The 22,246-nt window shown below is 46.8% G+C and carries 22 protein-coding genes; 13 read left to right on the forward strand and 9 right to left on the reverse strand.

Annotation, left to right across the window (positions count from 1 at the left end; translation table 11 throughout):
• The first annotated feature begins 96 nt into the window (after positions 1 to 96).
• The 8 genes from J07HQW2_RS08155 to J07HQW2_RS08195 all read left to right on the forward strand — a co-directional run bounded on the left by J07HQW2_RS08155 (position 97) and on the right by J07HQW2_RS08195 (position 7,994).
• Entirely contained in the window at positions 97 to 1,413 is a 1,317-nt protein-coding gene (locus J07HQW2_RS08155; protein WP_021054970.1) for an NHL repeat-containing protein, read from the forward strand.
• Between the two features lie 114 nt (positions 1,414 to 1,527).
• Positions 1,528 to 2,088: an NUDIX hydrolase gene (locus J07HQW2_RS08160; RefSeq protein WP_021054971.1), complete on the forward strand. Its 561-nt coding sequence runs from the start codon at positions 1,528 to 1,530 to the stop codon at positions 2,086 to 2,088.
• Positions 2,089 to 2,732: 644 nt separating this feature from the next.
• Positions 2,733 to 3,548: a CPBP family intramembrane glutamic endopeptidase gene (locus J07HQW2_RS08170; protein WP_021054973.1), complete on the forward strand. Its 816-nt coding sequence runs from the start codon at positions 2,733 to 2,735 to the stop codon at positions 3,546 to 3,548.
• Positions 3,549 to 3,595: 47 nt separating this feature from the next.
• Positions 3,596 to 3,904, forward strand: coding sequence for a hypothetical protein (locus tag J07HQW2_RS08175; protein WP_021054974.1), 309 nt, complete (start codon positions 3,596 to 3,598; stop codon positions 3,902 to 3,904).
• 204 nt (positions 3,905 to 4,108) lie between these two features.
• Positions 4,109 to 5,914 carry an archaeosine synthase subunit alpha gene (gene arcS, locus J07HQW2_RS08180; protein ID WP_021054975.1) on the forward strand — a complete coding sequence of 602 codons (1,806 nt, stop codon included), beginning with the start codon at positions 4,109 to 4,111 and terminating at the stop codon, positions 5,912 to 5,914.
• Between the two features lie 151 nt (positions 5,915 to 6,065).
• Entirely contained in the window at positions 6,066 to 6,800 is a 735-nt protein-coding gene (locus J07HQW2_RS08185; protein ID WP_048075560.1) for an AzlC family ABC transporter permease, read from the forward strand.
• Positions 6,801 to 6,832: 32 nt separating this feature from the next.
• Positions 6,833 to 7,135, forward strand: a complete 303-nt coding sequence (locus tag J07HQW2_RS08190) for an AzlD domain-containing protein (RefSeq protein ID WP_394324637.1) — start codon at positions 6,833 to 6,835, stop codon at positions 7,133 to 7,135.
• 109 nt (positions 7,136 to 7,244) lie between these two features.
• Entirely contained in the window at positions 7,245 to 7,994 is a 750-nt protein-coding gene (locus J07HQW2_RS08195) for a CPBP family intramembrane glutamic endopeptidase (protein ID WP_021054978.1), read from the forward strand.
• Positions 7,995 to 8,303: 309 nt separating this feature from the next.
• Here the strand turns inward: J07HQW2_RS08195 and J07HQW2_RS08200 are convergent, their stop codons facing one another.
• Together J07HQW2_RS08200 and J07HQW2_RS08205 are read right to left on the reverse strand one after the other, a co-directional pair.
• Positions 8,304 to 8,762 (reverse strand): NOB1 family endonuclease, encoded by a 459-nt coding sequence (locus J07HQW2_RS08200; RefSeq protein WP_021054979.1) that lies wholly within the window; start codon positions 8,760 to 8,762, stop codon positions 8,304 to 8,306.
• A gap of 20 nt (positions 8,763 to 8,782) precedes the next feature.
• Positions 8,783 to 9,028: a PRC-barrel domain-containing protein gene (locus tag J07HQW2_RS08205; protein ID WP_021054980.1), complete on the reverse strand. Its 246-nt coding sequence runs from the start codon at positions 9,026 to 9,028 to the stop codon at positions 8,783 to 8,785.
• 197 nt (positions 9,029 to 9,225) lie between these two features.
• Between J07HQW2_RS08205 and infB the strand changes: the two genes are divergently transcribed.
• Positions 9,226 to 11,031: a translation initiation factor IF-2 gene (infB, locus tag J07HQW2_RS08210; protein ID WP_048075561.1), complete on the forward strand. Its 1,806-nt coding sequence runs from the start codon at positions 9,226 to 9,228 to the stop codon at positions 11,029 to 11,031.
• A gap of 417 nt (positions 11,032 to 11,448) precedes the next feature.
• Here infB and J07HQW2_RS08215 read toward each other — a convergent pair whose 3' ends face one another.
• The 6 genes from J07HQW2_RS08215 to J07HQW2_RS08235 all read right to left on the reverse strand — a co-directional run bounded on the left by J07HQW2_RS08215 (position 11,449) and on the right by J07HQW2_RS08235 (position 18,884).
• The gene (locus J07HQW2_RS08215) at positions 11,449 to 11,829 is read right to left on the reverse strand and encodes a DUF5811 family protein (protein ID WP_021054982.1); all 381 of its coding nucleotides are present in this window, start codon (positions 11,827 to 11,829) and stop codon (positions 11,449 to 11,451) included.
• Positions 11,830 to 12,149: 320 nt separating this feature from the next.
• The gene (uvrA, locus tag J07HQW2_RS08220) at positions 12,150 to 15,179 is read right to left on the reverse strand and encodes an excinuclease ABC subunit UvrA (RefSeq protein ID WP_021054983.1); all 3,030 of its coding nucleotides are present in this window, start codon (positions 15,177 to 15,179) and stop codon (positions 12,150 to 12,152) included.
• Positions 15,180 to 15,419: 240 nt separating this feature from the next.
• Entirely contained in the window at positions 15,420 to 15,767 is a 348-nt protein-coding gene (sepF, locus tag J07HQW2_RS08225; protein WP_048075203.1) for a cell division protein SepF, read from the reverse strand.
• Positions 15,768 to 15,933: 166 nt separating this feature from the next.
• Positions 15,934 to 16,278: a nitroreductase family protein gene (locus J07HQW2_RS19575; RefSeq protein WP_343122436.1), complete on the reverse strand. Its 345-nt coding sequence runs from the start codon at positions 16,276 to 16,278 to the stop codon at positions 15,934 to 15,936.
• Between the two features lie 17 nt (positions 16,279 to 16,295).
• Positions 16,296 to 16,535, reverse strand: a complete 240-nt coding sequence (locus tag J07HQW2_RS19580; protein ID WP_021054986.1) for a hypothetical protein — start codon at positions 16,533 to 16,535, stop codon at positions 16,296 to 16,298.
• 384 nt (positions 16,536 to 16,919) lie between these two features.
• Entirely contained in the window at positions 16,920 to 18,884 is a 1,965-nt protein-coding gene (locus tag J07HQW2_RS08235) for an ATP-binding protein (protein ID WP_021054987.1), read from the reverse strand.
• Positions 18,885 to 18,981: 97 nt separating this feature from the next.
• Here J07HQW2_RS08235 and J07HQW2_RS08240 point away from each other — a divergent pair, with 97 nt between their 5' ends.
• From J07HQW2_RS08240 to J07HQW2_RS18155, 4 genes are all read left to right on the forward strand, one after another.
• Positions 18,982 to 19,341, forward strand: coding sequence for a DUF7113 family protein (locus J07HQW2_RS08240; protein WP_021054988.1), 360 nt, complete (start codon positions 18,982 to 18,984; stop codon positions 19,339 to 19,341).
• Positions 19,342 to 19,525: 184 nt separating this feature from the next.
• Positions 19,526 to 19,855: a hypothetical protein gene (locus J07HQW2_RS18145; protein WP_021054989.1), complete on the forward strand. Its 330-nt coding sequence runs from the start codon at positions 19,526 to 19,528 to the stop codon at positions 19,853 to 19,855.
• 122 nt (positions 19,856 to 19,977) lie between these two features.
• Positions 19,978 to 20,178, forward strand: coding sequence for a hypothetical protein (locus J07HQW2_RS18150; RefSeq protein WP_303704028.1), 201 nt, complete (start codon positions 19,978 to 19,980; stop codon positions 20,176 to 20,178).
• A 79-nt stretch (positions 20,179 to 20,257) separates the two neighbouring features.
• On the forward strand, positions 20,258 to 20,698 hold the full coding sequence (locus J07HQW2_RS18155; RefSeq protein ID WP_303704029.1) for a zinc ribbon domain-containing protein: 441 nt from the start codon (positions 20,258 to 20,260) through the stop codon (positions 20,696 to 20,698).
• A 205-nt stretch (positions 20,699 to 20,903) separates the two neighbouring features.
• Here the strand turns inward: J07HQW2_RS18155 and J07HQW2_RS08250 are convergent, their stop codons facing one another.
• Positions 20,904 to 22,175: a DNA double-strand break repair nuclease NurA gene (locus J07HQW2_RS08250; RefSeq protein ID WP_048075562.1), complete on the reverse strand. Its 1,272-nt coding sequence runs from the start codon at positions 22,173 to 22,175 to the stop codon at positions 20,904 to 20,906.
• Positions 22,176 to 22,246 lie beyond the last annotated feature (71 nt).

Genomic DNA, 22,246 nt, shown 5'->3' on the forward strand with positions numbered 1-22,246 from the left:
TGATACTTGCTTTTGTAAATGCATTGATATATACTCATAAACCTGCGTCCGCATCGAACTATTTTTTACTTCGTTCATCCGTCCTGTAATTATCCAATGCCCTCCGAACGCTCACACTCGCCTTTGTCAGGATTGATTTCATACATACGTCTTATTTCTGGACGTCGTGGTGGGATCGCAGTCATAATAGCGGGGATCAGTATTTTCATACTCTCAGTTGTTCTTGCTGCTGCAGTGGCTCCCAATGTTGGCGTTGCAGCGGATGATCGCCGCGTGACAATTGTCGGGTCACAGGGAGGTGGTCCGGGACTTCACGATGGTGGATCAGTATATCAGCTTACTGGACAATCAATTGCCTGGCAACTCGCTGATGCTGATAGTTACTTTGATGTCACAAAATTGTCTGATGGTACCATTCTCGCAGGATATATGAACGGCGAGACAACTCAGTGTGGACCGTATGATGAGCCATGTGCACGCACAGGCTTTCGAGTCATCAATTCAGCAGGTATGAATGTAGATGAGACACCGACTGTCACTGATGAGTATTCATTTCCGGTCCGGACTCGCGTAAACAGTGAAGTACACGATGTCGAACAACTTGGACCTAAGAAATATATCTTTACAGACATGGATGCTGAGCGAGTCGCTATTGTCGACAATGGAAGAGTAACATGGGAATGGTATGCAAACACAACATATGATGAGCCATCAGATCCGACGCAGACAGATTGGTTACATATTAACGATATTGATGTCATCGATTCAGATCGGTTTCTAGTTTCTGTCAGGAACGCGCATCAACTCGTTATTATTGAGCGCGGTCAAGGCGTCGTTGAGGTAATCAACAAAGACCAATCCGGAAATGGAAAGGGCGACCCATCGATACTCCGTCAACAACATAATCCACAATGGCTAGGGAATGGAACCGTCCTTGTCGCTGACAGTCATAATGATCGGATTGTTGAACTCCATCGTGGAGCTGATAATCACTGGGAGGTAACATGGTCAATTACTGCGGCTGAGGGCGTTCCGTTTAGTTGGCCACGAGATGCAGACCGACTATCGAACGGCAATACATTGATCACTGATTCATTGAACAAGCGGATTGTGGAGATTAATAGCAGCGGTGCTGCTGTCTGGAGCTATCAAACACAAAAAGTTCCATATGAGGCTGATCGGCTACCAGGTGGTGAGCGCGTCGGTGGGGTTGCATACACTGATATCGATACTATTGAGACCACAGCAAATACAACAACAGGTCAGAATATCCCGATTTTATCATTACTACTTACTGGCGTTCAGACTGGTATCCAAACCCCATTCTGGTTTACTGAGATTCATGTTGCAACAGGAGTGATGGCGGTCATAAGTGTCATATTCGGTAGTGGCTTGATAATAAAAAATCGATGATTATATCAATCTTAAACAGATCTGAGGAGAATTCTAAATATCACCGATAATAAGTATTGATTCTAATTCCAAGCTCGAATCAAAATTCTTGAGTCTTCATAACTGAATACTCCCATGGCAACTGAGGATTCTCCATCAGATGATTTAGCATGGCAGACAGATAACAGCGATATTGAATATAGCTGCCCGGGATTTGATGTTCGTCGAGATGATGTTGTGCTTCCTGATGGAACATCTACAGATTTCCATTCTGTTGAAGAACCACCAGCAGTGATTATTCTCCCATTTACTCCTACTGATGATATTGTGTTCATTAAGGAATGGCGGCAGGCTGTTGGACGAGTGAATCAAGGACTTCCGGCAGGGACAGTTGAAGACGGAGATACAGCATTATTAGATGCCGCTAAACGTGAGCTGATCGAGGAGACCGGATATGAAGCTGGGTCGATGAAAAAGTTATTTCAGACCGAACCAGCGAATGGACTTCTTGACACTGTTCATCATTATTTTGTTGCATATGATTGTGAGCAAACAGCAAGTCAACAGCTTGATTATAATGAGAGTATTTATGTCAATGTTACTGCATACGAAGCGTTCCGGGCTGCTGTTCGCCAGGGAGAGATTCAAGACGGTCGTGCTGTCACAGCGGTTGCTCAGTATGAACTTAAATCCTGATACATGTAGCCACTGAATGACGATGTTCTACAGTATTTGTTAATAGAGAAGAGATATTTTAGAGTTTTTCCATTTGATTCTGAGTGTGCAGCATATTGCCATACTTGGGTTAGTGCCAGGCGGTACAAGATGACTGCCTCGGGGGCTGCCCCCGAGGGTGAAGCCGACACCCCTCCGCCTCCCCTCATCCAAACGCAATGGATAACCGAGCAGGTCGATAAATATCGAATTGGGATGGTCTGGTTAGTGTTTTTGGCTGAGAGTCCAATCACACGGGCGGTCAGGCACCATGCACTGCACTGTCCAACAGAGAGAGGGTAGGGATGGGACGGTCCAAATCACCGTCGTCCGAGAGACGAAGTCTCTCGTGATCACGCAAATCTTCGATTGTCGACCGACCTCGACCTGGACCTGTGGGGACCGGACCCGCTGTGACCCGACTCTTTCGATTTCGGTGAGAGTGGGTTGGGTTGGGTTGGGTTTGGAAGTTCTGTCAGAGACACACGAAGCCTCGGCTTGGGGCTTGAATGTGACCCCGAGGCAGATTCACATCAAGCAGTTGGGTACTGCTTTTTTATCAAGTGAATGTCAGCTAAGGAGCAATACCGGGGAAATGTTTTGATGCCAGCAGTATAATATATATTGTGACTTCATCGTCTGATCCAAGCCCAGCCGATGCCGATAGGCTGACCGACCCATCCGGCGCTTCTGTGGCATTCGGGATACTCTGGTCTCTCATCGTTGCAGGTAGTGTTGCTATTATCGGTATTGTCACTGGCGCTGTGCTTGTTGCTGCTGCAGTTTTCAGTCTGCAGACAGCTGCAATCACAATCACACCACTATTGCAGATTATTCTCTCACTTGCACTTGCAACTGGCGTTGGCTTTGGTGGTGTGGCTCTTGCATATCTGTGGTACCGAGGGTCTGGTATCCGATATATTGGATTCCGGATTCCATCGCTTCGAGATATTGCATTTTCATTTGGTGGATATGTTGCTTCGCTGATATTATTAATCATCGCGGTCACAATCATCTCAACGATTGGTGCCGAAACGGCTCCAAATACCGCCGCCCAAGCTGGTATGGAAAATCCAGAGATTCTCTTGTTACTTATTCCAGCTTCGTTTCTTCTTATCGCTCCTGGTGAGGAACTACTGTACCGAGGGATTGTGCAAAACCGACTTTGTGAGACGCTGCCAGTATCAATTGCGATTGTGCTTGCAAGTCTTATTTTCGCCTCAATTCATTATTTCTCACTAGCTGGTGCACCACAAGCCCGGCTTGTGAGTATCTCAGTTCTTGTTCTTCCAACGCTTGTCTTCGGGACGGTGTATGAGTTAACAGATAATCTTGTTGTCCCAGTGTTAATTCATGGCGCATACAATGCAACGCTATTTTCGCTTCTCTATGTCAGTATTAAATTCAGCAGTCGCCTCGCACAGACACCAGGAATACTGTAACAAATGGAAAATGAATAGATATAGAAGTAAGAAGTACCGTATTCATAATGAATATTAATCTAACTCCGCTGCAGTTTCCCTTCGAGGCGTTCGCTGATGTGATAAGTGCTGTGAGCACAATCATACTGCTCGGATTATTCATTGCTGTAGCTGGATTTGTGTATAAGAGCGTTCGCGGTGATGGGATACAATGGCCAAGTGACACCACAGACGGAAGTGTACCTACCAGTCAAGACACTGAAGCATACTCTCGAGAAGATACTGAGATAACCGCAGAGGAAAGCATGGAAAATGGAGATACAACGGAAGGAGTCTCTCGTAGCGATGATGATGACGATGAGTGGAAGTATTACTAAGCGTATCTAGTTTGAATGTGATCAACGGGCGTACAAGTTGCCTGTCAGCTGATGAGATATCCAATAAAAACACGCGATATGCTCGACTGCCCGATCGATAATGCCATATCGATTTTAATTTATTTTATCATGGGTCTCCTGCCGCCAGCTTTGCTTATCTCTAAAAGAAGTAAGTTTTCATCTCTCATATCATGTGGATACATCATGACCGAATATTTTGAGATTCATAACCGAGATGGACCCGCTCGGTATGGTGAACTTCGTCTTACCGAGTCTATCTCAACACCGACCTGTGCGGATGATATTATGCTCGACGCTGGGAGTCTCTGGACACGTGAGCGGTCAATCTCTGATGTTGATGTCGATACCAATTCAATCACGATTCTCCCACATCGTGCATTTCCAGCGGGAGCAAGCGAGCGGATACAACACTCCTTTGACCTTACCGAAGCATCGGATGAGGTTGCTGATGATTTCGACATGGATGTGCCGGTCGCTGTTGTTGTCACCCCAGAGACTGCAGACAGTTATGATGCAGACGCTTACGTGCTCTCAAATGCACAGGGGTTCATTGGACATGCATCCGAGTTCTGTGAGAGCATCATCAAGACAAGAAACTCAATCCCGACGGATACAGCATTGTACCTCACAGGGGTTGCAACACCGCGGAATGTTGCGACGCTTGCATATGCCGGCGTTGATCTTGTTGATACGAAACGTGCTCGCGCTCGTGGACTTCAAGGATTCTATCTCACGACTGATAATGAGTATTTTCTTGAGGATCTCACTGAGCTCTCATGTTCGTGCCCTGCATGCAAGGAAGGACGAGCAAATTTCAATCGTAAAGATTGCGCTGATCACAACGCCGCTGCGCTTCAAGCAGCACTCACGACAGTTCGACAGCGCATTCGTCATGGACGCCTTCGTGATTATCTTGAAGCGCAGAGTCGTCATGACCAGTGGCTGATAGCAACACTCAGAACATTTGATCAGCAGTATAAATACAGTGAAAAACGGACTCCAATCGTTCGTGACACTGAATTTACGGCGGCGAGTGAAGACACACGATATCGCCCAGAAGTCCAGCGATTCGCTAATCGTGTGACGACACAGTATCAGAATCGATTCTCAAGCCCATTGGTGTTAGTGCCGTCTTCTACAGTAAAACCATACAGTGAATCACAAAATTATTTACAGTTTCGGGATGCCATACGGTATCGTGGACACCTTGTTTCGATAAGCTCACAGGTCGGTGTCGTGCCGATGGAATTAGAATTGACTTATCCCGCCCAGCAGTACAGTACGGTTCCCACCGGGCGATGGAGTAAGGATGAAATATCATTTGCTGCGCAAATCTTGGAACGATATTTGATGCGTAATGAATACTCTCGTGTGATTGCACATGTGCCCGATAGGGGGTATGGTGAAATTTGTGAACGTGTTGATAGCGCCACGACGGTCTCATTTGAATATACTGTTGTTGATAATCCAACAACAACAGAGTCACTTACGAATCTGATGTCGACACTTGAGGGTGAATCAAGATATAGTAAACGCGAGCGACAACACAATATCATCAAAGCGATGACTGATTATCAGTTCGGTAACAATGCTGGGGAAACGCTGTTTGCGGATGCTGATCTGCAAACGACGAGCCAATACCCGAAACTACGGGTTCGTGATGCGGCTACGGTTGAAACTGGAGAGGGTCAACAGTTAGCAGCAATAGTGTCACAGTATGGCGTACTTGCATTCACACTTGCTGGCGCACGAATGTGGGATAATTCTGATGTAGCAACAAAGCGCGTGGAAATTGATCAATTCGTGCCACATGGAAATGTACTTGCACCGGGGATTGTCGACGCCGATACAGAGATTCGAGTTGGTGATGAGGTGATTGTCGAGGGATCACAGGCGTATGGTGTTGGTCGAGCGCAGATGTTTGGCGCTGAAATGATCGAATCAACGCGTGGAGAGGGAGTGAAGATCCGCCATATGAGACAGAAGTGAATGTCTTCAAACTAATTTTAGATTGCTTTATGAATAATATCTTTTGAAGACCATATTTAACTAAAATTAGAGATATAATTTGAGTGACAACGTCGGATCATGTGTGTACATATCGGTACCGGTATACCATCGCCACACGAATTATGTGTTCGTGCTTACTCGTCGCCTCCCAGCTGAGATTACTCATGGGTTACGAGATGTTGCTCCACTGTTAATCGGTATTATTCCGTTTGGACTTGTTGCTGGGGCTGCCGCAGTGGAAGCTGGGTTGCGCCCGATACAAGCGGTTGGACTCTCAGTTGTTGTTTTTGCCGGTGCCTCTCAACTTGCTGTGATTGATTTACTTGGGCAGAATGCTGCTCTCAGTATTGCTGTTATCACCGGAGTTGTGATCAATTTCCGAATCCTCATGTATTCAGCATCAATTGCACCGTCATTTCAGTCATTTCGTCCCCGTTGGAAAGCGATCACTGCATATGTCTTGACTGATCAGGCATATGCGCTCTCAATCTCGCGATATGCTGAAGAAGGACTTTCAAAAGTAGAACGACGTCGGTATTACCTCACTGTTGCGCTGACGTTGTGGATTGTCTGGCAAATTTGCACCATTGCTGGTGTTCTCATTGGTGCTCGAGTCCCTGATGCATGGGGGCTTGGGTTTGCTGTCCCACTCGTGTTTCTCTCATTACTTGTTCCTGCTGTAACCTCTCGTCCAGCAATCGCAGCAGCGGCTGTCGGTGGGACTGTCGCAACCGTCGGAACCGTATACAACTTTCCACTTAATTTAGGGCTTATCAGTGGTGGTGCTGCAGGCGTGGTTGCTGGCGTTGTTGTTGATAACTACACGGAAACAACAGAGCAATCAACTTCGGGGTCAAATCATTAATGACGAGTGAGTATGGCTCCATTGCGATTTGGATGGTTATCGTCACATTAGGTATAATGACATTCACAATCCGTGTTTCATTCATCTCATTGTTTGGGTTCGTTGAGAATGTTCCTGATCGAGTCACTCATGCATTGCAATTCGTCCCACCAGCTGTATTCGCTGCGTTGACGGTCCCTGCATTCATTGCACCAAACGGAGGTGTTGAATTCATCGGCAATGAGCAGCTTGTTGCTGGTATTATCGCAACAGCTGTTGCATGGTATATTGACGATGTGTTTGCGACAATTATTGCGGGGATGCTGGCGTTGTGGGTCCTCAGATTTATGATTTGAGTTCAGGATATGGCTTTGATAAGTAAGATATTACACCACTGTGATACTTATGTTAACATCACCAGATGGCAACTGATATTCGAGTCGATACATAATCATTCATAATTAGATGTCATCTGTCTCGTCGTCGCTTGATAACCCATACGTCCATCTCAAAGCATTTGGCGGCGCGTTCGTCATTATTGCACTCATTTTTGTCGCCGCTGCGGTTGCCATTTCTCTTGGCGGTGTTGCGGTCAGCGCCGTGGGTATTGGACGTGATACTGCACTTGGGCTTGCACTGATGAGTGCATTTCAGTTCGTTGGCTTTGGTGTCGTCGGGGTTGGATATGCATATCTTACAGATCAACTCAATCGAATTGGATTAACGCGACCAACTAGTCGGGATCTGGTATGGATAGTTGGTGGGCTTGTTGTACTAATTGGATTATTTGCTGGAATTAATGCACTCTTTGGTCTGCTTGGGATTGAAAGTGCTGACAGTGCAATTATTGATCAGGGTCAAAACAATCCAGTGTACTTCCTCTATTTGATCCCGGTAACCATTTTTTTAGTGGGACCTGCAGAGGAACTTATTTTTCGAGGGCTTATTCAGACTCAGTTCCGCGACGCATATGGATCGATATTTGCTGTTGTTGCGGCAAGCAGCGTCTTTGCGGCGGTTCATTTCAGTTCATATAGTGGTGGTGACATTTTCGAACTGCTCGCAACGCTCATGACCATTCTTGTACTTGGTGCGACGCTCGGAATGCTGTATGAGCGAACGCGGACACTTCTAGTCCCCGCTGTTGTCCATGGGTTATTCAATACGGTTCAATTCGTATTAGCCTATGTTTCGATCGTTAATGGTGGTCTCTGAGAATTCACAGACGATATAATAATAGCATATCTGCTATGTAGTCGTTTTAGCGAGCAACGATTAATAGGAAGACAGGAAGCATCTGTTCAGCGAGACCAACAGATCAAATACAGTTGTAGACGCTACCACGTATTTATACTCGATGGGCTAGCCTACTCTGACAATAATAACTGATTTGTTAAACATGAGAATTGTCGCATAAGAGTAGTCATAATCTCAGGTCCGATATACTATACTGTGCTAGTATTGGCTGCTGGTTATTTGTGATGACACAACGGTACTATGTATCTCTGTACTGTAAGATCACAATCACGCTGGATTCTTTCGTGCGAGTTCAGAACCGCAGACTGGACAACGCTCACGATTTTCTTCGAACTCTCGCCCGCATCCCTGACACTGATACGTCCAGTTACGAGCTTCCTTGATGCCATCTCGTGCAATAATATTCACTGTGACATCAACGTGGTCAGCAACATTCTGCATCGCATAGTCATCGGTGACAAGAACAGCGTCAAGTTCGAACGCGGTCGCAAGGAGTCGGACATCGGTCTCTGAAAGGGTCTCAGCATCTCCTGTTTCACGTGCTGCGCGTTTGATAGTGTCGACAGTACCACCTGCAGGGATATGGATATGCATCCCGGATCCCTCGTCAGCGTCAAACCTATAAGATGCTTCGCCTTCAAGCTCCTCGCGAACCATCGGGATTGATGCGGTGTCGTCTGTCGTATGATACTCGTGGATGAACGCCGAAGAATCAAGAACCTGCATCGGAAAGCGCCTATGATAAGTTACCGCTGGACAACGATGTAATCTTCGACGGATTGAACAAGATTAACCGGGACTCGGATTCGTCCTTGTTCATCCTCGTCGAATTGAAGCTGATCAGTGAGGATTTCACTGTGTGGTGATACTAATAGATCATTTAATTCGCCTGATTTTACATCCATCTCGACATTATACAGCGATCCAAGCTGAGTCCCATCGGAACCCATCACAGCCTTTCCTGAGAGATTTTTAGCTAATTGCTCGCTCATGCTCTCACGTATCGCACCGCATTATATAAATCTCAGGGGTTGATAATAGCAATGAATGAATTAAATCCGAATTCGATGACGATGGACTTAATTATAATCCAGCAGTATGATTCATATACCATTTTTCGGGATGATTGATTATGTCTGATACCGACGCTGACGCCGATACGGATGCTGTCTCAACGGCTGAAACAAATATGAATGTGGATGCAAATACTAGTGCAAATGGAGACACGCTTCGGACGCCAATCGTCGCTGTGCTTGGGCATGTTGATCACGGTAAGACAACGCTTCTTGATACGGTCCGTGGGTCTGCAGTAAGTGACGGTGAAGCGGGGGCAATCACGCAGCATATCGGAGCAACAGCCGTCCCACTTGAAACGGTCTCAGAGATGGCTGGTGAACTCGTCGATCCGACTGACTTTGATCTTCCTGGATTGTTATTTATTGATACGCCTGGACATCACTCATTTACCACGCTTCGATCACGTGGAGGCGCACTTGCGGATATTGCAGTCGTTGTTGTTGATGTGAATGATGGATTCCAGCCACAGACGGTTGAGGCGCTAAACATTCTTCAGCGAACTGGCACCCCATTCGTTGTCGCGGCGAACAAGGTTGATACGACCCCAGGATGGACTCCGACAGATGGATCACCAATTCAGCCTACATATGAATCACAGCCGAGTGCTGCCCGCGACCGGCTTGATGAGCAACTGTATGAACTTATTGGTGATCTTTCTGATGAGGGGTTCTCAGGCGATCTCTATTGGCGCGTGCAAAACTTTACGAAAAACGTTGGTGTCGTGCCATTATCAGCAATCACAAGCGAAGGAGTCCCAGATCTGCTTGCGGTGTTAATGGGTCTTTCACAGCGATACATGCGCAAGCAGATGGCTATTGATATCACTGGACCTGGTGCGGGGACCATTCTTGAAGTGAAAGATGAGCGTGGATTTGGAGCGACTGTTGATGTTGTTCTATATGATGGGAGTGTTCGACCAGACGACATCATTGCTGTTGGTGGGACTGAGGGACCGATTATAACCGATGTTCGTGCGTTATTACAGCCACGACCAAACGCTGAAATTCGCACTGAAGACCGATTTGACCGTGTTGATATCGCACAAGCTGCAGCAGGAGTCAAAATTGCAGCTCCGGATCTTGATAATGCAATGGCGGGGGCTCCTCTCCGTGTTGTCCGTGACCGAGACCGGGCAAGTGTGGTTAGTGAGGTTGAGGCTGAACTTGCTGATATTGCGGTAGAAACTGCTGATGAAGGTGTGGTTGTGAAAGCCGACACGCTTGGAAGTCTTGAAGCAATGGCAAATGCATTAAAAGAGGCTGATGTTCCAATTCTTCGTGCAGAGGTCGGTGACGTTGCTCCTCGAGACATTGCTGTTGCGTCGACAGCAAATGAGGAGGAACATCAGGCAATTCTTGGATTCAGCGTTGATATCCTCTCAAATGCGAGCGATGAACTTGAAGAAAGCAATGTTCGTCTATTTGCTGATGATGTCATATATCAGCTTGTCGAAGATTATGAGTCATACATTGATGAACGAGAGCGTGCACAACAAGAGACTGTTTTAGATAACATCGTCCGTCCGTGTCGATTTCGAATTCTCGAAGACCACGTATTCAGACAGTCAAGTCCTGCTGTTGTTGGGGTTGAAGTTCTCTCTGGTACGTTGAAGAACAATCAATATATTGTTAAATGGAATGGGAACGAGACAACACGTGTTGGTGAACTTTCCGGGATTCAAGAGCAAGGCGAAGATGTCTCCTCAGCGCGAGTAGGTACGCGTGTTTCTGTTGCTATGGATGGACCAACTGTTGGTCGTCAGATTGAAGAAGGTGATGAACTGTGGATTGAATTGCCCGAGAAGCACGCTAAGATTCTTGAACAAGAGCTGACCGATGAGATTCCAGCGGATGAGCTTGAGGCACTGACTAGCTATCTTGACTCTCACCGCAAGCGCGATCCTTTCTGGGGGAAGTGAACTATCTTGATGCTATCGTGTTGATTTGATCTCAGACGACACTGAGAAGATTGGATGTCGCATGATAGTGTAGATACCGCTTCATTCATTTTATTATGATACTAGTTGCTCGTTATCAGATGAGAGATTTCTGAAGCGTGTAGTGTATATTTACTTCAATAGTTGTCTCCGGTTCACTTTGCTGGAGTACTGGTGAGTGACATATATTATTAATCAATCTCTGCTACGATACGATGTGGTATTTATCTGAAGACAATATAATAACACGATCGGGACTGGGACTTCCCCGTGATCATGATTACAATACCCAGTTGAGTAGAAATAACTCTCAATATATTACGGGGAAATTTATAGATAGACTGAGTCTGCGGAATTCTATCAATGCATTACATCAACACAAGTTGGAATTCGGGACTTTTATCTAGCAGTCGGTGTGATGTCGTCGCCAACAGTATTCATGACCTGAAATGCAGCTGAAGCGGCTAGTCCACGAGCAACTTCATCACAATCTTCATCTGTGAGTCCGGACTCAAGATCATCTTCATCAGGGGTAAAACCGGCGCTGACTGGGCGACCTGCAGGTGGCTGGACAGCAACCGTTGCCTGTGGACCGTCTGTTCCATATGACAACTCCGACCCAACAGCGTAGCCTTCTGGAAGATACATCTCGGTTTGAGCAACGATTCCCGCAACAGCATGCCGAAGGGTTCGTACCTGTGACATTGAAACGTCAAAATCTGTGGGTTGACCCGCGTCAACAACACCTGGCGCACCGGCATACGGGTTATTTCCATTCATCGATATAGTGATCAATATATGGAGAGCCAATTCATAAAGTCGTCGCCATGGCTAATCATTGTCAGCAAGAATATAAATGTAGTGTAGTTACGTATCAACCACTTTATTCATCCGTAGCTACAGCCACTCGGTAGTTGAGTAAAAAATGTGGTGATTGTGTGAGTCTTTAATCATATTGTGCCTGAGAATTGTGCACCATTATATTCCCATTGAACATGCAGCTATTACTCAATCGGTGCTCACTGTGGAAGGGGACTAACGTCTTAGCTCATTCAGTCGAATGAGAGAAACGAAATTGAACTTGTGTTGATATGCGGTCACTAGTCGTCGTTCGTAGTTGGAGTCGGCTCTTTTTTACTAGCATCAGCATTAGATCTAGTGGTATCCTGGTCTGTGTCCATCTCAGTAACTGAATCAGTGACTGCAGCATTATCACGGTCTGCTCGTGGACCTGCAATATCTACATCCGGAAGGTGATCTCGAAGATACTGTCCAGTGTATGATGCATCAGTCCGTGCAACGGATTCAGGTGTTCCAACTGCGACGATATCGCCGCCATTTTCGCCACCTTCAGGACCCAGATCAACAATAGTATCAGCATTTTTGATCAGATCAAGTTCATGTTCAACCACAACAACAGTGTTGCCGTTATCTGTCAATCGCTGTAATACTGAAATCAGTTTTCGTTCATCCTCTTTATGAAGCCCGGTTGTTGGTTCGTCAAGTAAATATAGCGTATCGCCTGTTTGTCTCTTTCCGAGTTCTTCTGCAAGCTTGACTCGCTGTGCCTCACCGCCTGAAAGCGTCGTCGATGGCTGTCCAAGTGTCATATATCCGAGCCCGACGTCCTCAAGCAGTTGGAGTCGGCGACGGAGTTGATTATTTGCTGAAAAGAACTCAAGTGCTTCAGAAACTTCCATCTCAAGAATATCAGCGATCGTTTTCTCTTTATATGTAATATCAAGCGTTTTGTCATTGTATCGTGCACCATCACACGTTTCACAAGGAACGTACACGTCTGAAAGGAAGTTCATATCAATCTTCACTGTTCCTTGTCCACCACAGGTCTCACACCGACCGCCCTTAACATTGAATGAGAATCGACCCTTCGCATATCCTCGTTGTTTTGATAATTTCGTTTCCGCAAATAGTTCACGGACATAATCAAAGACTCCAGTGTACGTTGCTGGATTCGACCGTGGTGTCCGCCCAATTGGTGATTGGTCAATAAGTCGCACTGTTTCGATTTGCTCTGTCCCCTCAATTGCATCATGCTCTCCAGGGTCAACTGAGGTATTATTATTCATTTCTCGGGCAAGACCCTTGTATAAGATATCATGCATAAGTGTTGATTTGCCTGACCCTGAAACACCAGTGATTGCTGTGAACTGCCCGATTGGAAGACGCACATCAAGATTGCTAAGATTATGTTGACGGGCACCGCGGATTGTCAATGCAGTATCTGACTCACGCCGTTGCTCCGGAACAGGGATTTGGCGTTGACCAGAAAGATAACTACCAGTGATTGAGTCTTCAGCCTCACATATCGTGTCAAAATCACCGTGGGCAACAACCTCACCACCGCGTTTGCCAGGACCAGGACCCATATCAATAATTGAGTCCGCACGTCGCATTGTCTCTTCATCATGCTCAACGACAAGAAGTGTGTTTCCGAGATCACGAAGTCCCTCAAGCGTATCTAAAAGCCGATCGTTATCGCGCTGATGAAGCCCAATCGATGGCTCATCAAGCACATATAATACACCGACGAGCCCAGATCCAACCTGTGTCGCAAGACGGATCCGCTGGCTCTCTCCACCTGAGAGCGTCGATGCCTCACGATCAAGGGTGAGATATTCCAGTCCAACCTCTTGCATAAATCCTAATCGCGCACGGATTTCCTTGAGAATCTCTGAGGCGATTGTTTCCTCGCGGGCATTGAGTTCTGATTCAAGCCCCTCAAAATGAGTAAGCGCGTCGGCAATACTCATTTGATTAACCTCAGTGATTGCTGTCCCACCAACAAGAACATGCCGTGACTGTTTTTTGAGACGTGTCCCATCGCAAGCGGGACATGTTGTTACTGCCATGTAGTCCTCAATATGTTCTCGTGTTGAATCAGAGTCCGTCTCAACGTGTCTGCGTTCAAGATTCGGAATAACACCCTCGAAACGTTTTGTTTTTCGACGGGTTCCATTCCGTGTCCGACTTTCGAATACTACCTCTTCATCAGTACCGTAGAGGAATTGGCGTTGTATATCTGAGTCGAGTTCAGCGAATGGTGTCTTAGCACTGACATCAAAGTGAGCGGCAACAGCGTCAATTCGGGTCCGATAGTATGAGCGGTCATAAGACCACGCTTCAAAAACATCTGTAAGCGGTTTTGAGGTATCACGAACAACAAGGGCCTCATCAACCTCTTTTGTCTGACCCAGTCCCTCACATTCCGGACATGCCCCGTATGGACTATTAAATGAGAATGACCGTGTTTCAATTTCGGAAAATTGGACATCAGAGTTCGGATTTCCTAATTCCTCAGAGAACTCGATAATAAGCCGGTCATCACTGCTACCACCAAGTGCTCCTGTTGAGCGCGCATTCGAAGCAAACGACACATCGGCAGGGGGATCAGGAATAATCACTTTCAGGACGCCATCAGCCTCCGTAAGTGCTGTTTCGACTGAATCCGTGATTCGAGCTGTCGCCTCCGGATCGATTTTTATTCGGTCAACGATAACATCAATCGTATGATCATAGTTCTTATCAAGTGATGGTGTTTCTCTCGTGAGGTCGTATGTTTCACCGTCGACTTCGACGCGGGCATATCCATCAGCAACGAGTTCATCAAATCGATCTGCAAATGTCCCCTTGTCATCACGGGCAATTGGTGCAGCAACTTTTGCACGCGTGTCGGCTGGCAAGGACATGAGTTGTTCAACCATTTCCTGTGCAGATTGCTCACCGACTACTTCACCGGTGAGAGGGTCATATTGTGTCCCTACGCGGGCGTACAGTAATCGAAGATAGTCATGGAGTTCAGTGACTGTCCCGACAGTCGAGCGTGGATTATTTGCTGCGTTTTTTTGATCAATCGAAATTGCTGGTGATAATCCCTCGACAGATTCGACCTGTGGTTTGTCCATTTGTCCGAGGAAGTTCCGTGCATATGCGGATAATGACTCAATATATCGTCGTTGACCTTCTGCATATATTGTCTCAAATGCAAGAGATGACTTCCCTGAACCGGAAAGACCAGTAACGACAGTAAATGATTCCCGCGGAATCTGGACGTCGAGGTCGTCAAGATTATGTTCCTCAGCCCCGCGGACCTCGATAAATTCCGTGCTCATCTACGCGCCGATATGATGAGCGGAGGGGAAAGCGTGTCGGGTGATGTCGAGGTAAAGACGATGTGAAAGCACGGTTATATAAACTCTGAAATAAGGTCTTGTGACACATGGATAGCCGTTCATATCGATGAATGAGAATATTAGTAATATCTAAGTATTGCATCATCATGCCAGAAATAATATTTGCGATCTTACCACTCACAGGTCGGAGATGTTCTGATATATCGATATGTAGACAGATTATATTTTTTCTCGAGAGATAGCAACACCAGTCGGTGCAATAATTAGTTGGTCATCTCCTTTCTGAACCATGTCGCCGTCGACCTCTTCGATTACGCGACCTAAATCGTCGACAATACGTTCCATTGTATTATCAGTCGTTGTATGTCGAATGATGTCTGCAACGACGAGATCGCCATCGTATACAGCGTCCTTGATATCTATAATATCCTGTTGCCCACCAATTTCTGCGAATCGAACTCGGACATCGGCGTCGCCCCGGACTGTCTCGAAGTCATCAAGATCAAGCTCAACGTATTCATTCGGTGTGTCGGCCTCTCCACCGATGATTTTGTTCATAATTCCCATATATGACACAAACAAAACAATGCTGTTAGTTCTTGCGTCAGACACATTTCAACTGGCTTGCAAGTATTCTTATCAATTTTAGTATGATCGAATAACTCAGAAGAAATCTGCTTAACTAGGGATTATGAACAGTCGTCAAAACGGATTGAAGCTTTGATTACGCTATTCAGTCGTCAGCGACTGATGGTGCCGTACTGTCAGATCGTAATGCTGTCGAACTAACAGGGTCAAACTCGTTGAAATGAACAATCTCATCGACTGGATGGCAGTGCTTTCGCGCGTTTGTCTGATCAGCGGAATTTTCAGCAGGGTAACCAAGTGTTATGAGCATGATCGGTTCGTATTGGTCACTATCAGCGTCGATTAAATCAAGTACAGCCTCATCGTCGTAGCCACCTATCGGACACGAAGATACTTGTTTATTCCAAGCCGTCGCCATCAACATCGTCGCAGCAATCGTTGATGATGTCACAGTCCAAACACGGCGCTCTGTCTCAGGAAGTTCAGACATATTCATAACGTTCTCAACTACGGCATCGCGAGCATCCTGACTCGGCAATCCTTATTGACCCAGTCATCAAGAACAGTCTCAGCATGTACGCTAGGATCTTTATTCTCAGGGACAACAATATCAACCGGAGCCTCAGTGACATGTTCTTTATCATGTGCAGCCTTACGGAGGGCAACGCGTTCATTATCATCGGTGAGAACGACAAACTCCCCACGGTTGAAGATTGTAACTCGAGGATGCAAGTCGCACTTGCTCAAAGATTGACTCAATCATCTCGCGACTAAGATTTCTTGAAGCCTACTGGTGAACGGACCGACGACCTGCGATTACGTCATCAAATTGCATCGATGTATGGCTATCCTACAGAGATATTGCTCGTTCGAACACGCTAACTCGTTCCGCCTTTTGATCATCTGTACAGTTCGTATCAATCATATAAGTTGAGTACGTAATATTCAGGCACTGAGATATGGGTCAACCAGAGTTATGATCCCTCAACCTAGATGATCTATACTGTACGACAGGAATGAACACTAACATTTAGACTGATTATATATCAATTATCCGGAAACAGTGCCCTTTGCTTCAGTATATATTCGAAGCGGGAGACTTTGATAACGGATTGTATACATTGGTCAGTGTCATTCACCGTGACGTGTCAAACAGTGTCTTAACCCTTGGATTTCGACCGGCTCAGAATTATCTGGGGAGTAAACAACTTGTTGACCCTTCTTCATGTATGGGACCTTATTTTCCAGTGCCGCGGGAATATTGACGCTTTTAATTGCATCTTCATCGCCAAGATTGAGAATTAATTTTGTGTTTACTTGTTTGAATACTGACTCGGCAATATCCTGTGGATCCTGTGTGATTAAGAATAGTCCAAGACGCTCTTTTCGACCCTGTTTTGCTGCTTCAGTAAACTTACCGATTACTTTCCGCGCTTGAACGGTATCTGCATCAGTCAAGAAATTATGTGCTTCATCCATCCCAACCAGCAGTGGCGTTCTATTGATGCGGTCAGAATATGGGTCATTCGATAGTTTGTCATCGACCAGAAGGCTAGATACTGCAAGGACAATCATCTCTTTCACACGTGTGCTTGAGAGATGGTACGTGGGGATCACAGAGAGTCCGCCAGGACGGACGAGTTGATGATCCAGTTCAGTGATCGGTCGTGCTGATTGGTCAAAGACAGTATCAGGAACACCCCAGACACGCCGTTTGACTGCATCAAACGTTGCTTCATGAACACGTCCTGATTCATCAAGTTCTTCACGAAGTGTCGGATTTTCGAGAAATGTCTTGAATCCGGAGTATGTTCCAGAATTACCGTATTCATTAAAAAAGCGGGTTAATAAATGTCGGAGAGCAGGATACTGGTTTTCATTAAGTTGACTACCGGCGACAAGCCATGGACGGCTCCGAACCATAGAGAATGGAATTGTAAATCGGAGCTGCTCAGCACGATGGGTATCACCGCTATATGTCACTCCCTCTTCTTTCGGTACAAGCGCAATGGTATCATCATGCCCACCATGGGTAATGCCCTCGCGTTCATATCGTCGGGCGGTTTCAGAGTCCATTACTGGATTATTATCATGCATCTGAGCATACTCGTCTTGTGGGTCAAACTGCACCACTGCAAGCCGGGATAATCGACCATCATCCATCTCGTATGTGCGATCCTCAGACAGAAGTTGCCGCAATACGTTCTTACTTGCATGTGTTTTCCCTGACCCAGTTCCACCTGCAATAAGTGTATGTCTAAATATTAGTGGGTCACCACTGGTGTAATTATCATTGAGACGATAATCAATTGTTGGAGGACTTGCAGCCGTTTCAACACGTTCACCACCCACTGATAGGTGACCAAGGAAGACGCCATCACTTGGAATATTCAATCCTGTTTTTATCTGCTCAGGATCTGTTGCTGCTCGCACAATCGCACCAGGTTTTGGAACACGGTCAACCATGCGTCGAGTGAGAGTTGCCTCACCGGTTGAATCGTCGTGAGTGTATGCGACAGTGGTAGAATCATTGAATAAGATTGCCAGCGGTCGAAGTGTGGCGACAAATTTGTAATCACGCTCTGTAAACTCATCACGACGCATCGCTCGTCGAGCATGAATCTCTGTCGCATCATCTGTATGAAACTCCTGTGCGTATTCAACCGCAGCAATCCGACAAAAAAGCATTTCCTGATCAGGATATGGGACTAACAGATACGTCCCGATCCGAATGCGGTCACGATTGTCAGCGGTGACATACGCCCGAAGTCGTGTTTCATCATCATCTTCCGCAATCCGAAGTCCCTGTGAAACAGCGATTGTTCCAAGACCTGCGTCCTGTCCGGTTGGTGTTATGCCATATGACTCAAATGTGGGTGAATTCGTATCGTCGGCTGTGTTTCGGTTTGCGGATTCGGCATCAGTGCCAGTATCAGCGTTTGATTCGGCATGTCTATCAGTTTCGGTCCCCGGTTTTGATGCCGATGACTCCGTTGTTTCACTGATTATGTGTTCATCGGCATGTGAGTTTGTGCTCTCTCCATCGGCGTCCGTGTCCGCATCTGCGTCCGACGGGTCAAAATCACCGAGATCCATTCTATTGTATCTCAATGTGGCGGACGACTAAAGCATCTCGCCATTACGAGTTACTCCGCGGTTCTTTTGCCTTCAGCCTCTAAGAACAGGTAGAAAGATGATATTCGTTCGTGGACTTGGCGGGGGAACGGGGCTCACTGGTACAGTCTTTGAACGCGGCGAAGATGCGCCATCATACAAGGGCGCACCTGATGGCGACGCATCATATGTGTGGGTGTGTGATGAATTCTATGAAGTCGAAAGTGGTGGGACTGAAACGATCATTAATGATGAACCAATCCGAATTGCGTTTGAGTCACCGATGCCACGCGGGTTTGAAACCCGTGAGCAGGCGGTCGAAGCCGCAAAAGCACACGTCCGCACACAACTGGCTCGAATCGGCGTTCCAGAGTCTAATGTCCGAATTAAAGTATCTAGATCTGATTCTGATACGGGACATGAAACAGAATTGGAATAAAGATAGTCACGAGCACAAATTCAACGTATTCAAGATGGAGTCCCTTCCCCAAAGAGTGAACGGAACGAAACTGAACTGAGCGAGTAGGGAGGGGACGAAACCGTTTATCAGTATAAGAACAGAAGTTGTATAATACGAAAACAGCCTAACTTTTCATAATCAGTAGTGTTTTTATGAAGATACGATGGCATCAGATACCGAGTACTACCGTCGAACCGCTATCACACGACTCGACGGGCTCTCCCAACACGACCACGAGCTACTCCGTGCTACCACGCAGGGATGGCTCGACAGATGCAATACTGCGTCCAGTCTTGCGTGGGAGAATGAACACACTCGGTCTGGTGTCAGAAACACAGCGAAAGACACAGTCCAAGGAGAAACAAATCTGGGTAGTCAGCACTCGATTCTTGCCTGCCACGAAGTCGCCGCAGCACCCAATCCTGTATTGAAAAACGAAAGAAAACAAGAGGGCAACGCAACCACACTTTATATCATATTCTATAACCTATGATAGACGGACACTCTCGGTGTTTTCTGAGAAAGAACAGGTGTCGCTCACCGTGCATGGACCACTCACGAGTGGGGGCAGACCTCGCACTTCCAAGCAACGAAGACGGTTACCAGTACTAGTGCTTGAACGACGAGGACTGGAAGTACACCGAAAGCACGCTTCAGTACCGAGACGGCGAGTGGTACCCGCATCTTGGGTATCGTGCAGAGAAACCCGACGAAAAGGTAACGACGCAGAACGGAACGGATTTAATTGTTGACCTTGGTGTGAGTCAGATTACCGTCACCAGCATGGCGCCTTGTCAGTGCAGGCAAGCTCAATAACGTCCGCAGGGAGTTCGAGAAAACCCGTGGCGACCTCCAAGGGTGTGGCACGCAATCAGCACACCGCACGCTCCAGCAAGTGAGTGGTCCGGAAGATAAGTACGTCGTACGAAACATGCTGCACACGGTTGCGACTGTGATTGTCGACGAAGCTGTTGAGCACGGTTGCGGCGGGATAATTCTCGAGGAGCTTGACAGAATTGGGATTCGAGAGCGACTCCCCCATGCCGATTGGCACGCAATGTGGGCGTGCCACAAGCTCAAACAGTGTGTCGAATACGAGACCGAAGAGAGAGGAGTGTTCATGGATACGGTGACTCCAAAGAACAGTTCGAAGCGGTGCAACGAGTGTGGAGGTGTTCGAGACGATAACCGTCGTCAAGATGAATTCGAGCGCCAGAGATGGGGAAATCAGAGTCACGTGGACTACAACGCGGCAAGGAATGTTGCAGAGCTGTCTCTGCTTCAAGACCATCAGCCGTCTCGTGGGAGGAGCATCAGTCAATATGCTCTGAAGTGAAGTCAGGTCAGGGTCGAAGACACCAAATTGAGAGATACACTCTCAGACCGCTCCATCCGCAAGGGTGGGTTCGGTTAGAGGAAGAGACCACTGACAAGCCGAGCCCCACCATCACCGAACGAGGGTGTCCCGGGCGAAGTAGGGTGGGGTAGCTGTCATAAAACACTAATAATGATTCATCAACTAATACCGGTACCGCTAGAACTTATTCAGCTTCTTCCCAACGGACATCATCATAGCGTTTCACTTCATCGACGTCAAGTGACTCTGCAAACTGTTTTCGGAGTGATGTCTTCTCATCAGTGCTAATTCGAGCCAGTTCATCTGCTTTTGCAATCGCAGCTGGTGGACCGCGGCGTGCCGCAACCTCGCTTACGACCTGCTGTGTAACAGCAGCTCGTGTTGCATCATCACTAGCGAATGCATATGGCATTTCAAGCCGGTAGAGGATGTCATGTTGTGGTTCATAAATAACACAAAAGCAGGTTTCATAACAGAGTGGGTCAAGATGTCGATCTAGACCATATGCGTCACCATCAGCAGCAACAGTCGCATTGGCACCGTTTCGAGAAATGAACCAGCTGGTAAATGTTATTTCATCCGTTCGTTGTTCTTTGATACCGCTTTTATCATTATCAGTCGGACCCTGATTCCGGCGTTCAAGGAGCTGTGTAAAAAGCGCTGTATCATCTGCCCATGGAACATCAATGTCGCGGTCACGGAGAGTTCCAATTATTCGTTTGGATGCTGGATTTTTAATGAAGCCACAGAGCGGAATATCTCGCTCGACAAACGACTCAACAAGTCGAAAATAGTTCGCAACGATTGAGCGCGGTTTTGTCTCTGTTGAAAGCGTTTGAAATGTAGCATTGCGGTCTTGCCAATTGAGCAACTCGACCGGATAAAGAGGTCCATCCAATATCAGCAACTCAGAGACGGCCTCGGCATGTTCGAGTGCATGTGAACTTTCAGCGAGATAGAGTGCAAGTGCATGAACGACGCCTTCGCTGTAACGATCAACTCGTGGAGCTTGCATAATCCGCCACCGACAGTACCCTTCATCGAGTGATTGCCATGGTTCATCAAGCGAAACGACTGTATCGGTCAGGTGTGTCGTTGCAACAATGCTTCGATGACGATGAAGATCTAAATCAGAGGGGACGGCTGCAAGAGCTGCCTGCGCGAGATCAAGGACTAATCCATTTTTGAAAGTTGTCGGATTGATTGTCCCGGCATCAAGTCCATGGACGGTCTCAAATGGTGTCTCAGCAAGAGCAATATCATCAACAGCTGCCACTCGAAGTCGCTGCTCAGAAATAGGTTCACAGACGGCACGACCAGTTGTATCAGCGAGTGGGTCAAGGAAGTTCTCCCAGATATTCGCAGCAAGATCAGTGTGATCTGTGTCGTCCACGTGCCGTGCTAAGTATGCAGCGATGTTGGCGATTCCATCAACGTGGACAGGGTCAAGCGTCACATTATATGTATACATCGCAATCGGCAAAAGTACATCCCCTATCGATGTCATCGTATGATGTACTGTATCAT

Source organism: Haloquadratum walsbyi J07HQW2 (assembly GCF_000415985.1).
Lineage (GTDB): Archaea > Halobacteriota > Halobacteria > Halobacteriales > Haloferacaceae > Haloquadratum > Haloquadratum walsbyi_B.

What these genes read in the sequence shown, in the direction of transcription:
- J07HQW2_RS08205 (WP_021054980.1), bottom strand. Translation starts at nt 9,028, where the DNA reads ATGAGCGAGCAATTAGCTAAAAATCTCTCAGGAAAGGCTGTGATGGGT.
- sepF (WP_048075203.1), bottom strand. Translation starts at nt 15,767, where the DNA reads ATGGGAATTATGAACAAAATCATCGGTGGAGAGGCCGACACACCGAAT.
- J07HQW2_RS08155 (WP_021054970.1), top strand. Translation starts at nt 97, where the DNA reads ATGCCCTCCGAACGCTCACACTCGCCTTTGTCAGGATTGATTTCATAC.
- J07HQW2_RS19575 (WP_343122436.1), bottom strand. Translation starts at nt 16,278, where the DNA reads ATGTCTGAACTTCCTGAGACAGAGCGCCGTGTTTGGACTGTGACATCA.
- J07HQW2_RS08200 (WP_021054979.1), bottom strand. Translation starts at nt 8,762, where the DNA reads ATGCAGGTTCTTGATTCTTCGGCGTTCATCCACGAGTATCATACGACA.
- J07HQW2_RS08240 (WP_021054988.1), top strand. Translation starts at nt 18,982, where the DNA reads ATGATATTCGTTCGTGGACTTGGCGGGGGAACGGGGCTCACTGGTACA.
- J07HQW2_RS08190 (WP_394324637.1), top strand. Translation starts at nt 6,833, where the DNA reads ATGGTTATCGTCACATTAGGTATAATGACATTCACAATCCGTGTTTCA.
- J07HQW2_RS08160 (WP_021054971.1), top strand. Translation starts at nt 1,528, where the DNA reads ATGGCAACTGAGGATTCTCCATCAGATGATTTAGCATGGCAGACAGAT.
- J07HQW2_RS08175 (WP_021054974.1), top strand. Translation starts at nt 3,596, where the DNA reads ATGAATATTAATCTAACTCCGCTGCAGTTTCCCTTCGAGGCGTTCGCT.
- J07HQW2_RS18145 (WP_021054989.1), top strand. Translation starts at nt 19,526, where the DNA reads ATGGCATCAGATACCGAGTACTACCGTCGAACCGCTATCACACGACTC.
- J07HQW2_RS08215 (WP_021054982.1), bottom strand. Translation starts at nt 11,829, where the DNA reads ATGAATGGAAATAACCCGTATGCCGGTGCGCCAGGTGTTGTTGACGCG.
- uvrA (WP_021054983.1), bottom strand. Translation starts at nt 15,179, where the DNA reads ATGAGCACGGAATTTATCGAGGTCCGCGGGGCTGAGGAACATAATCTT.
- J07HQW2_RS08195 (WP_021054978.1), top strand. Translation starts at nt 7,245, where the DNA reads ATGTCATCTGTCTCGTCGTCGCTTGATAACCCATACGTCCATCTCAAA.
- infB (WP_048075561.1), top strand. Translation starts at nt 9,226, where the DNA reads ATGAATGTGGATGCAAATACTAGTGCAAATGGAGACACGCTTCGGACG.
- J07HQW2_RS08235 (WP_021054987.1), bottom strand. Translation starts at nt 18,884, where the DNA reads ATGGATCTCGGTGATTTTGACCCGTCGGACGCAGATGCGGACACGGAC.
- arcS (WP_021054975.1), top strand. Translation starts at nt 4,109, where the DNA reads ATGACCGAATATTTTGAGATTCATAACCGAGATGGACCCGCTCGGTAT.